This is a genomic window from Bacillus sp. JJ1773, from assembly GCF_036962035.1.
Lineage (GTDB): Bacteria > Bacillota > Bacilli > Bacillales > Cytobacillaceae > Cytobacillus.
The window spans coordinates 1-12,523 of sequence record NZ_JBALNX010000032.1 but is presented as its reverse complement, the minus strand read 5'-3'; the positions used below and the strand labels follow the sequence as shown (position 1 = coordinate 12,523).

At 41.4% G+C, this 12,523-nt stretch carries 11 protein-coding genes; all 11 read right to left on the bottom strand.

Annotation, left to right across the window (positions count from 1 at the left end; all coding sequences use genetic code 11):
- Nucleotides 1-2 precede the first annotated feature (2 nt).
- Nucleotides 3-932 carry a C40 family peptidase gene (locus V7127_RS08330; protein WP_335484804.1) on the bottom strand — a complete coding sequence of 310 codons (930 nt, stop codon included), beginning with the start codon at nucleotides 930-932 and terminating at the stop codon, nucleotides 3-5.
- On the bottom strand, nucleotides 916-2,025 hold the full coding sequence (locus V7127_RS08325) for a dipeptide epimerase (RefSeq protein WP_335484802.1): 1,110 nt from the start codon (nucleotides 2,023-2,025) through the stop codon (nucleotides 916-918). The genes V7127_RS08330 and V7127_RS08325 overlap by 17 nt, the downstream gene beginning before the upstream one ends.
- A gap of 64 nt (nucleotides 2,026-2,089) precedes the next feature.
- Entirely contained in the window at nucleotides 2,090-3,010 is a 921-nt protein-coding gene (locus tag V7127_RS08320; RefSeq protein WP_335484800.1) for a S66 peptidase family protein, read from the bottom strand.
- Nucleotides 3,011-3,326: 316 nt separating this feature from the next.
- Nucleotides 3,327-4,970, bottom strand: coding sequence for a peptide ABC transporter substrate-binding protein (locus V7127_RS08315; protein WP_335484798.1), 1,644 nt, complete (start codon nucleotides 4,968-4,970; stop codon nucleotides 3,327-3,329).
- A gap of 162 nt (nucleotides 4,971-5,132) precedes the next feature.
- The gene (locus V7127_RS08310) at nucleotides 5,133-6,131 is read right to left on the bottom strand and encodes an ABC transporter ATP-binding protein (protein ID WP_335484796.1); all 999 of its coding nucleotides are present in this window, start codon (nucleotides 6,129-6,131) and stop codon (nucleotides 5,133-5,135) included.
- A 5-nt stretch (nucleotides 6,132-6,136) separates the two neighbouring features.
- Nucleotides 6,137-7,090: an ABC transporter permease gene (locus tag V7127_RS08305; RefSeq protein WP_335484794.1), complete on the bottom strand. Its 954-nt coding sequence runs from the start codon at nucleotides 7,088-7,090 to the stop codon at nucleotides 6,137-6,139.
- Nucleotides 7,090-8,022 (bottom strand): ABC transporter permease, encoded by a 933-nt coding sequence (locus tag V7127_RS08300; protein ID WP_335345132.1) that lies wholly within the window; start codon nucleotides 8,020-8,022, stop codon nucleotides 7,090-7,092. Before V7127_RS08300 ends, V7127_RS08305 begins: the two co-directional genes overlap by 1 nt.
- 13 nt (nucleotides 8,023-8,035) lie before the next feature.
- Nucleotides 8,036-8,860, bottom strand: a complete 825-nt coding sequence (locus V7127_RS08295; protein WP_335484792.1) for a M55 family metallopeptidase — start codon at nucleotides 8,858-8,860, stop codon at nucleotides 8,036-8,038.
- A gap of 153 nt (nucleotides 8,861-9,013) precedes the next feature.
- Nucleotides 9,014-9,331, bottom strand: a complete 318-nt coding sequence (locus tag V7127_RS08290) for a DUF3870 domain-containing protein (RefSeq protein WP_335484790.1) — start codon at nucleotides 9,329-9,331, stop codon at nucleotides 9,014-9,016.
- Between the two features lie 171 nt (nucleotides 9,332-9,502).
- Nucleotides 9,503-10,714 (bottom strand): alanyl-tRNA editing protein, encoded by a 1,212-nt coding sequence (locus V7127_RS08285; RefSeq protein ID WP_335484788.1) that lies wholly within the window; start codon nucleotides 10,712-10,714, stop codon nucleotides 9,503-9,505.
- Between the two features lie 34 nt (nucleotides 10,715-10,748).
- Nucleotides 10,749-12,101: a D-serine ammonia-lyase gene (locus tag V7127_RS08280; protein WP_335484786.1), complete on the bottom strand. Its 1,353-nt coding sequence runs from the start codon at nucleotides 12,099-12,101 to the stop codon at nucleotides 10,749-10,751.
- Between the last annotated feature and the right edge of the window lie 422 nt (nucleotides 12,102-12,523).

The following is a 12,523-nucleotide window of genomic DNA, read 5'->3' as shown; positions in this document are numbered from 1 at the left end:
AACTATTCCCCCGTCTCTTGCCAATAGCGTCTAGCTGCACATAATTCCTTTTCGTATACTGTGTCCTTTAATTCGATGATTTCTATACTTTTTCCTGTATTAGGGGAGTGCAGGAGCTTTCCTTCCCCATAATAAATGCCAACGTGATGGATTTTGCCCTTCCCTTCCTCATAGGCAAAGAACAGGAGGTCGCCTGGCTTTATTTCGTTCAATTCAACATTTTCCCCTGAGGCTGCCTGATCATGTGCATCACGTGGAATCGTGTATCCATTAGCTTTGCACATGGAGTAGCTAAACCCTGAGCAATCATAGCCGTAGCTGCTCATTCCTCCCCATAAATAAGGCAATTGAAGGAATTGTACACCTGCCGCAACAATGCTTTCTCCATTCCCTTTAGGACGAGCATGCAAGGTTTCATACTGACTGATTTCTCCAGCCTTTAACAGTCCCTCTCCTGATGGCGTTTGAACCCGTACCCAATCACCCTCCAACCCTATTATAGGCAATATGGTTTGATAGCTTAATATCATAATAGGCTCATAATCGCTTCCGTATAGAATACTCTTTTTCTCGTCTACGACTGCAATTGTTCCCTCTTCAAGCTTCCAGTCTTGAGTCTGAATGAGCTGAGCCTTCGAAACCCATCCTGGATAGCCTTTCGGATTTTTGGACGAAGCTTGATCGAGAACAATGATTTGCGCCCAATCCTCTTTCTCTCCTGTAATCAGAACCTCTTCACCGAATAACACTTGTGTTTGGACGAGGTTTTGATTACATAGCCCTAAGCTCGTTTCATAGGTCAGGCCATTTAGCCACGCTTCCACATCAGCCGGGTACTCCACTGCTTCTTTATCGATATCCCTCGCGGAGTCATAAGATGTCCAAACCGTAGCAACCGGAACATTTACTAGCCATTTATATTGTATTGCCAATTGAAGCTCCCTCCCCTACATGAACATGGCGTATGCCTAAACCTGGCTCTGATGGCAGTGTAACTTTTCTGCCGTTATATTTAATGCCGCCTTCCACTAGCTCCTTCGCCAGCATTAATGGAGCGTCAAAATCAAAGCGGGTTATATTCCTCTTACTGGCTGCAAAGTGTGCTGCAGCTGTAATACCAATCCGCGTTTCAATCATACTTCCAACCATACATTCCATTCCGCTTACCTCTGCAAGCTGATTGATGATTTGGGCCTGATAGATTCCGCCAGATTTCATTAGTTTAATATTAATTAAATCTGCACTTCTAGTTTTAATCACCTCAAAGGCCTGCCGCGGTGAGAAAACACTTTCGTCCGCCATTATCAAAGTATCCACATGATCAGTCACCTGTTTAAGACCAGCTATATCCCAAGCTTTTACAGGCTGTTCAACAAGCTCAATATTTAAATCCATTTCCTCCATTTTACGAATGGCTTGAATGGCTTCCTTCGGTGACCAGCCCTGATTAGCATCCAGACGAATTTTTATTGCCTTGCCGACACGTCCCCTTATTTCACGAATCCGCTCGATATCAGTTAGAACATTATCCTTTCCAACCTTAACCTTCAGTACATCAAAGCCCTGCTGAACATAAGCAACAGCGTCTTCTCCCATTTCTTCAGGTCCGTTTACACTTACGGTAAAGTCGGTTTCAATTTCCTGTTTATGCCCCCCTAAAAACTGATAAAGCGGGAGCTTGCATTGCTGTGACAGACAATCATATAGGGCCATATCAATCGCCGCTTTTGCACTCGAATTTCCGATTATAATCGATTGAATTCCTTGGAAAAGAGTTTCATAGTTTAATAGACTTCGCTGCTCTAAATAGGGCTTTAATACATGGTGAATGGCTGATTCAATGCTTGAAAGAGTTTCTCCAGTAATGACAACAGTTGGCGGAGCTTCTCCCCAGCCGATTATTCCGTTGTCACATGAGACCTTTACTAAGATGGACTCAGCCGTAGTCACAGTGCGAAGTGCCGTTTTGAATGGTTTAATAAGTGGTATTGCTACCCTGTATGTCTCAATTTTGTCTATTTTCATATATACCACCTTTTAAGGTAGTTCAAAGGAACAGAAGCATAGCACCCTTTGAACGAAATCTTTTTTACTGTATGCCACTTTCGATTATTAATTGTTTATTTGCAGTATCCAGCTCCGCATTCACACCGAGAGGGATGGAAATATGCGGAGAGCAATGACCAAATCTAAATCCCTTAATAGCAGGCTTATTAGCTAAGAGCGCATAATGATGTATCACCTCATCAAGAGATAAAGAAAGCTCCCTTTCCGGAACACAGTTATTAAAATCACCAATAATGAGTCCTGCTGCATCATAAAGCTTCCCTGCCATATGCAATTGATTTAGCATTCTATCTATAGAACGAGGCTCTTCATTAATATCTTCAATTAATAAAAGCTTGCCTTTAGTATCAATCTCAAATGGGGTGCCAATTGTGCTCGCTATAAGGGACAAATTTCCCCCAGTTATTTCTCCGTTGGCTTTGCCTTCAATTAATGTTTCTAGTAGAGAAATTTCTTCGTTATACTGGATCTCAGTTGGATTGAATAATTGCTTAAAATATTCCTTCGAAAGTGGATCTGCATCCACTTTTCCGATATCAGATGCAAGCATAGGTCCATGAAAAGTAATAAGTCCTGCTAGCTTGCGAATAGCCGTATGCAAAAAGGTAATATCGCTGTAGCCCCAGAAAATTTTCGGGTTGCTTTTAATAAGCTCGTAATCAATATGGGAAGCAATTCTCCCCGTCCCATATCCTCCGCCTGCACAGATAATTGCCTTTACGTCATTATCCGCAAACATCATATGTAAATCTGCTAATCGATCTTCATCTTTTCCAGCTAAATATCCATATTGATCATAAACATGTTTTCCGAGCTTTATCTTTAACCCCAAATCCTCTATGAAAGCGAAAGAACGATGCAAATTCTCTTGATTTGGCGGACTGGCTGGCGCAATAATACCGATGGTGTCCCCAGCCTTTAACGCGCGAGGTTTTATTAACATGCTGGCACATCCTTCCTGAAAATTTGACCTTTCCTTAATCAAAATATAAAAATTTCTTCATATTCTTTTTAAAAAAAGGGATGTTCAACCGAACACCCCTTTTGAAATTTAATTTAACTTACAAGTAAGTTAGCATAGATATCTAGCTCCAGCGCCTAGGGGCTCGCCGACTAAGAACGCCACGTCCTGTGGCAACATCGGCACTAGTACGTCCTATACGTCGGAGGTCATAAGCCAATCCGACAAGAAGGTTAAAGGGCAACCTTCTCGCCGGCTCGTCTTATGCTTGTCGCCCCTGGGCAAGGCGCTTCCGCTTTTAATTTTTATCCGCCCATTTCAGTTCCATATATCCAACAGGATGGCGAACGATGCCTGAAACAGCTTCATTCTCTAAATTAACTTGGTTATAGAAATAAAGTGGGACGATTGGCATTTCTTCAAATAGGATTTTCTCAGCCTCGTACATCATATCGTAGCGCTTTGCTTCATCTGCTTCATTTTTTGCATCCTTAATTAATTGGTCATATTTTGCATTGCTCCAGCCCGTACGGTTCATAGATAGACCAGTCTGGAAGTTTTCTAGGAAGTTAATTGGGTCCGCATAGTCAGCAAGGAAAGAACTGCGCGAAAATTGGAATTTCAAGGCTTTCTGGTCTTCCGCAAATACGTTCCACTCCATATTTGCAAGCTTCACTTCTACACCCAGATTATCCTTAAACATTTGCTGAAGAGCCTCAGCAATTTTCTTATGTGCATCACTTGTGCTATAAGTGATTGTTACTTCAGGAAGTGTCTCATAGCCTTCCTCTTCCATTCCTTTTGCTAAAAGAGCTTTTGCTTCTTCAACATCTGTTTTTACAAGATCGCCTGCTGTTTCACGGAAATCCTTTCCGTTCGCATCATTAAATCCATATGCAACGAAGCCATAAGCTGGCTTTTGTTTGTTTTTTGTAACAAAGTCAACAATTTGCTGCTGGTCAATGGCCATAGCAAAGGCTTTACGAATATTTACGTTTTGGAACGGCTCCATCGTTACGTTAAAACGATAGAAATAATCCCCTGCCTGATCTTCAACCTTAGCTTTTCCTTCTGAGAGAATTTGTTCAGCTAGATCTGCCGGAACTTCAGAAACGTCAAGCTCACCAGTTTGGAACATTTGGTATTCCGTATTTGTATCATCGATAATGGCCCAATGAACTTTGTCTAGCTTCACTGTTCCAGCATCCCAGTATTGGTCATTCTTTTCCATTACGAAATGGCTGTCATGCTGCCATTCTGTTAAGTTAAAAGGTCCATTTCCAACAAATGATGCTGCTTCAGCAAACCATTTTGGATTTTCAGTTGCTACCTTCTCATTAATTGGGAAGAAAGCCGGATTTGTAATAACACTTAAGAAATAAGCTTGTGGACTAATTAAAGTTACTTCGAAAGTTTTGTCATCAACTGCTTTAACCTTCACATCATCAGCTGAACCTTCGCCATTGTTATAAGCTTCTGCTCCCTCGATGAAATAGCCAAGGAATGCAGCTGGAGATCCTGTTTCAGGGTCTAAAAGGCGTTTCCATGCAAATACAAAATCGCCTGCTGTTACGTCATCGCCATTTGACCATTTTGCATTATCGCGAATGTGGAAAGTATATGTTTTCCCATCCTCTGACACATCCCATTTTTCAGCAGTTGCTGCTTCAGGGTCATGACTTTCACCTAGGCGTGTCAGCCCTTCCATTAAGTTATTTAACCCAGCCCAAGAAACATTATCAAAACCGATTGGAGGATCAAACGAAGTTGGCTCCATGCCATTGTTTAAATAAAGAACCTTTTCAGTTACTACCTCTTCTTCTTTATTGCCATCATCCTTCTCTTTTTCTACAGGCTCTTTTCCTGCATCCTGCTTTGCTGTACAGGCCGCAAGTACCAAAATCAATAGACCTGTTAGCAAGAGTGATAAAACCTTTTTCATGCCATTTCCCCCTTTTTAATATTAATGACCATTTTTACTATTCTCAGCTATATGATAATCGCTGATAGAAAAGAACCTTCAAAGGTCTCATGCCTTCGTACCCTTCTTGCTATATGCAATTAGGGCTATTTAAAAAGCTAGAAACCCTCTGAAAGGTCTAACCTACTTCAAACTTGCCAGCATTTTCACAGCACGTTCGTCCTGCAGCCAGCAGTCAACTTGATGTTCATTACTTAGGTGGGTTTTAAATGGATAAGCCCGCTCACAAACCTCCATCGCATAGCTGCATCTTGCTGTAAAAGGGCAGCCTTTCGGAGGTGAAAATAGATCTGGAGGGGAGCCTCCTATCGGGACAAGATCAGCGCCTTCTAAGTCAAGACGAGGAACAGAGTTTAATAAACCCTTCGTATATGGATGCTGCGGTTGATAGAATATTTCTCTTCTCGAACCGGCCTCTACGATTTTTCCGGCATACATGACCGCAATCCGGTCAGCCACTTGGGCAACTACACCAAGATCATGGGTAATGAGTATAATAGATACACCTGTTTTCTTCTGAATATCTTTAAATAAATCTAGTATTTGTGCCTGTATCGTTACATCCAGTGCTGTCGTAGGCTCATCAGCAATCAATACCTCTGGCTGGCAAACGAGAGCCATTGCTATAACAATACGCTGCCTCATCCCCCCGCTAAATTGGTGAGGATAATGTTTTAACCTCTCCTCTGGATCTGGGATGCCTACTAAATCCAGCATTTCTAATGCTGTCTTTTTGGCCTCTTGTCTGGAAATGGATTTATGCTGCAAAATCCCTTCAATAATCTGTTCGCCAATCTTTAAAGTAGGGTTAAGAGCTGTCATCGGATCCTGAAAAATCATCGATATATCTGCCCCACGAATATTTCTCATTTCCGGCTCTTTCAATTTAGTTAAATCGTTTCCTTTAAATAGAATCGAGCCATCCACAATTTTACCTGGCGGATTTGGGATAAGGCGCATAATACTTTGTGATGTTACACTTTTTCCGCAGCCCGATTCTCCCACGATAGCTAGTGTTTCCCCTTTGTATAAGTCAAAGGTAACCCCTCGGACAGCTTTCACTTCTCCTCCGTATGTCTTAAACGAAACATGGAGATTATTTACTTCGAGAACTTTTTCCATGATGATTACCTCCTTAACTTCGGATCAAGTGCATCCTGGAGTCCGTCCCCGAGCACATTAAACGAAAACATGGTCAGTGAAATAAAGAATGCAGGGAAAAATAATCTCCACCAATGACCTGATAGAATAGTAGACAAACCATCGCTCGCCATTGACCCCCAGCTAGCAAAAGGCGGCTGAATGCCTAGCCCCAGAAAGCTTAGAAAAGCTTCTGCGAAAATAGCAGATGGTACAGTTAAAGTCATTTGTACAATAATCGGCCCCATTGTGTTTGGAAGCAGATTTTTCCTAATAATCCTTGATGTTTTCGTTCCGAATGTCTTAGATGCAAGGACAAATTCGTAGTTTTTTATTTGCAGGACCTGCCCTCTTACAATCCGGGCCATTCCAATCCATCCTGTTACAGTAAGGGCGAAGATAATTGTAAATAAACCTGGCCCCATGACAACACTTATTAAAATAACTATTAATAAATATGGCAGTCCGTATAAAATTTCAACTATTCTCATCATGACATTGTCTGTTTTTGCGCCTTTATATCCGGCGATTCCTCCATAGACAACCCCAATGGCAAAATCAATTAAGGCAGCTACGATCCCAACAAACAGGGATATTCTAGCTCCATACCACGTTCGAGAAAATACATCTCTGCCCAGTTCATCTGTCCCAAACCAGTGTTTACTTGAAGGGGGCAAATTTTGATTCATGAGCTTTTGTTCTGTGACATCATGTGGAGAAATGATTGGTCCAAATATCGCCATAAAGGCAAGAAAAATGAGAAAGGTCAGTCCCGCCATGGCTAATTTATTCTTTAATAGGCGTCTCCATGCGTCCTTCCAGTAGCTAAGACTTGGACGAACAACGGCCTCAGCCTCAGCTTGATTACTTTTTTTCGGAACAAACCATTCATCTGGAATGTCTGCTGCAATATGTCGATCATGCTGTTTTTTTAGTTCCATTAGGCCGCCTCCTTTTTATGCAGCTTGATTCGAGGGTCGAGGATGCCATAAGCAATGTCCACTAAAAATAGCATCATAATTAGAATTGAGCTGTAAAAAACTGTTGTCCCCATGATGACAGGGTAGTCTCGTTGATTAATACTTTCCACAAAATACTTTCCCATGCCCGGGATGGCAAAAATCTTTTCGATAACAAATGTCCCCGTCAGAATACTGGCTGCAAGTGAGCCTAATACTGTAACGACCGGCAATAGTGCATTTCTTAATGCATGTTTAAAAACAATTTTCACTGGTGACAATCCCTTTGCTTTTGCTGTCCTAATATAATCCTGTGTCAGTACTTCAAGCATACTGGCTCTCGTTAACCTGGCGATGATGGCCATTGGGCCTGTTGCAAGTGCTAACGTTGGCAGGATCATATGCTTCGGACTCACCCATGTAGCAACAGGAAGGATACCCCAGTTAACAGCCACTTGTTGAATAAGAAGGGTGGCCATTACGAAGTTTGGAATCGAGATCCCGAGAACAGCTATCGTCATGGCCATATAATCAATGAAGCCATTATGACGAAGGGAAGCAATCACTCCAAGTGTGATACCGGATAGAACCGCAACAATTAAAGTCACAATCCCTAGCTCAAACGAAACCGGGAATCCCCTTCCAAGCATTTCGTTGACGGTTTGAGATGATTTTTTAATTGAAGGTCCAAAGTCTAATGTAGCAACTGATTTCAAATACATTCCATATTGAACATAAAGCGGTTTATCCAAGTGATAGAACTTTTCCAGGTTCCTTTGAACCGTCTCATTCGTAGCTCTTTCCTCGTTAAATGGAGAGCCTGGTATCGAATGCATGAGAAAAAAGGTAAGTGTAACGATTAGCCAAAGTGTTACAAGCATGGCAATGAGGCGTTTTACAATGTAAGTTGTCATTTAATAACACTTCCTAACAGAATGATGTTCTCATCGCTAATTCAACCATGACCAGCATTGCTCTATAGGCTTCAAGAATATCCTTTGCCTGATAACGGACAATGGTCGAGTTTTCTTCAATCTCAGTACCTGGCATTAAAGCAGCCCATTCTGCTTGCCCGTAGTTGGCAAATTCGATTCTGAGAAGCGGATTTTCTGGCGGTGCAAGCGGTTTCACTAAATCGCGATTTTTCAGAGCCTCGGCTGTTTTCTCTCTTAGAAGCTCGCCTGCTTTTGCAGGTGTTAATGATTTAACGGCTGAACGGGTAATGGTTTCCTTTACAACCGCAGTGGTTACATTTGGAATTAGCTGCTCCGCCTCCAATGCGGCACGGTCGTCTCCCGCTACCATAATGACAGGAACTCCATAGTAGCCTGCAACATAAGCATTGAGACCCATCTCTCCGACTGCCACGTCATTGATATACATATTGCGTACGCCAAAAATCATCGAATGGGACATAGCTCCCTTCATGGAAGCCCTCGCATGATAGCCGACAAAAACAGCTCCAACGAAAGTTGAATCCAGCCCTTGGACCATTGAATAAGGCTTAACATCTCCTACTATTACTTGAGCCTTTGGATGGAGGTTTTCTATGAGGAGATTATTCATTTTCGAATGGCTATCATTTACTAATACCTCTGAACAACCTTGGTCATAGGCTGCTGTAATAACATGGTTAGCCTCTTCAGTCATAATCCTTCTGCTTCGCTCGTAATTATGCTTGGAAGAATCAACATGTGTATAGTCAGCCAGACCTGTAATCCCTTCCATATCAACAGATATGTATAGCTTCATTTATATGTCCCCCTATTTATAGTTTAATAGAACTTATCAAAAAATAACTTCTTTTGAAGAAACATACAGTATTTGAAATAAAAAACCAGCTGCCAGAGAAAATCAATCATCTCCAACAGCTGGATTTCATCTGCGTTTAACAGAAAAAGCAGCTTATTTATTCATAATTTGTGTATATTTAATATTCGCGTTCTTAAAAGCGACCATTAAAGCCTTTTGAGATGATCCAAAATACCGCCGTTCAATTTCATCCAGCACATGATCAACGTCTAGAATCGATTTTCCTACAAACAGTGATTTAATAAAAGCTGAAGTCAATGCAATCGTAGATGAACATTCCGCATCGACTATTTGGTCGGTTTCTCGGTTGATGACAAGTCCAATGAAGAAACCATTATATTTTTGCATTATCGGATTGTTCGAAGAAGTCTTACTGTCGCCAATAATATAAACAGTATTTTGCTGAAACATGAACATGCCTCCTGCAGAGCAAGGATATTACATGGGGTGTTTATGTGGACAACATAAACATTCAATGTAATGCATAGCCCTTATTAGGATTGTAATACAACAGAGACAGACTGACAACCATTTTAAAAGATTTTTCTAAATATTTTATTAACTATAATTTTATTTTATTGCTTATTTTACGTCCAATAATACCTTGTCCCTTGCATGCTGAAGAAGCAGTTCACCCGTTATTAGCTTCTCTCCTCCGCCTTGAGCAAACTGATCGTTTCCTCCACCCTTTCCATTTATTAAAGGAAACAGCTCACTTGAAATACTCTTCATACTAACAGTCTGCTGGGCGCCTCTTGCACATACAAATTGCAGCTTACTTTCCGTTTCATTCAATAAGAAAACAATAACTTCATTAGAAAGAGCAGTCATCAATCGGGCTAGCTTCTGAAGTTCCTGAATAGACCGATTCTGAAAAATCTCATTAACGATCTTCCTATTTTCTGTATGATCTATTGAACTAAGAAGATCCTTTGCTTCATAGGACAAAAGCAATTCCTGCATAGCATCTAATGACTTTTCACGATCTTTTCCATTCTCTATTAGCTTTTTAGATGCTGCCGCAAGATCTTGTTCCGGTGCATTTAACAGATCTGTTAACTCCCTGAGTACTTTATGCTTTTGATGGAGCTGGGTTAAAACCCGTCCTCCGCAAACAAAGTGAACCCGGATTTTATTTTTTTGCCGTTCCCAATCCAATATTTTGATAGGCCCAACTTCAGCCGTGGATTTAGGATGAGTCCCGCCGCAGCCGTTATAATCAAAATCAGGAATAATCACAAGGCGAATATTTTCGGTAACGGTCAACTCTTTCCGCAATTGGTAATTGGGAAGTTCATCCTCCGAAACCCATTTTGTTTCGATTAGCCGGCCCTCTGAAACAATTTGATTCGCTAGCCGCTCCGCCTCCATCGCCTGTTCCTCTGTAAGCTCGCTTATATCTAAATCAATCGATACCATTTCTTTTCCTAAATGAAAACCTATCGTTGCATAATTAAAAAGCTCTACAAAAGCCGCCGTTAAAATATGCTGGCCCGCATGCTGCTGCATATGATCAAAACGCCTGTCCCAATCAATTTCACACGCAACCATGTCAGCTGTTTCATCAAGCTCGGCCTCTAAATAATGGCGGATTTCTCCGTCAATTTCTTCCACATCAATAACCTTCACACCATTCAAGGCGCCAGTATCATAAGGCTGGCCCCCGCCCGTTGGATAGAAAGCTGTTTCATCTAAAACAGCAAACCATCTGCCCTGCTCATCCTTCTCTTGTTTCAGTAAATGGGCACGGAAGGATTTCATATAAGGATCTTTATAATATAACTTACCGTCCAATGTTTTAATCCCCTTTGCTTTTTCTTAAAAGCACCTATTCTATCGTTTGTTTTCCTCTTTCGTAATATTGCTTCATTTCTTTCTCAGGCACCATGCTTCCGCCTGTTCCCCAGACGATGTGCACTGCATTGTTTAAATTTGACTGAAGCTGATTCTTTTCCGTATATGCTTTCCCCGTTTCGGAATGTAATAATTCGATATAAGTTGAGAAACCTGCAAGAGCGGATGGCTCTAGAAAAATCCCCTCTGTATCAGCAAGCAATGTCAGGCAGGAAAATAATTTTTCATCTTCTACAGTTGAAATTCCACTAATTTTATTTTCAATCGTTTTGCCAATAAATTCAGATGGGCGCCCAACAGCTAGTCCGTCAGCTTCCGTTTTGTTATCAATGCCAAAATCCTGAACGGCTACTTTATCATGAAGTCCCGTCATTAAACCAAGGAGCATACATGGGGAATGAGTCGGCTCTACGAAGAAACAATGGACATTATCTCCGAATATAAGCTTAAGGCCGAATGTGACTCCTCCTGGCCCTCCACCAACACCACATGGCAGATAAACAAATAATGGATGCTCCTCATCCACCTTAATATTCTTATCCTCCAGCTGCTTCTTCAAACGAATGGCTGCTACTGAATAGCCTAGGAAAAGATGCTTAGAGCTTTCATCATCAACAAAATACATATTCGGATCCTCATTTGCCTGCTTTCTGCCCTGGGCAACTGCTTCACTAAAATCCGATGCATGCTCAACGACAACTACTCCCTTTTCGCGAAGCAAATCCTTTTTCCACTGTTTGGCATCAGCCGACATATGAACGAACACTTTGAAGCCGAGCTTCGCGCTCATAATGCCGATGCTAAGCCCTAAGTTTCCTGTTGAACCTACAGCAATGGAGTAGCCTGAAAAAAAGTCTTTATATTTTTGCTCAGCCAATATGGAATAATCATCCTCGAGCGAAAGCAGTTCATGTGCTAGGGCTAATTCCTCGGCATATTTCAGTACTTCATAAATTCCGCCTCTCGCCTTAATAGAGCCAGAAATCGGAAGGTGGCTATCCCCCTTCAAAAACAAATTTCCAGGTAAAACATGTTGATAAAACTCTTCTAACCTAGTTTTCATCTTCGGAATCGGAAAGAGCGGTGATTCAATAAATCCCTTTTCCTTCGCGGTTTCTGGAAATACCTTTGCTATGTACGGGGCAAAGCGCGCCAATCTTTCTTCCGCATCGATGACATCTTCCATCGTCATGGAAGAAGGCTCCGCGATTGACTTGTACTTCGGATTCGTCCAAAAAACTTCCTTTAACTTAGTCATTTCTGAAAGCACCGGGTATTCCTTTTCCCATTCTTCTATCGATTTCCCTTGAATAACATCAGTTTGCATCGAAATCATCTCTTTTCTACATTTTTATCTTGTTATTTTGACTTAAAAGAAGCACTTTTACAAGGTAATACGCGAAATAATCGAAAAATTTATTATTTAAGAGACAAGTTTGATAATTTAATATGAAATACAAGAGCAGAAAAGGATGGGTATGTTGAACCGATCTTTTCAAAAAGTGGGGATTGTTACGTATCACCGATTTCCCCTTCATATGGATGATCGAGCCGTATATAAAAAGTTGTGACTTCCCCTTTTAAGTATGCAAAATATTTGGCTGGGTTTGATGACTGAAGTTGACTATTGTTGGTAGGAGCGGGCACCTAAACCACTACTAATGACCGCTTGCGCCTCAAAACCCTTAAAGCGGGAACCATAGCCTATGTTTGGTGACCGTGGTGGGCTATTTTGGACGGGAGTGGGCA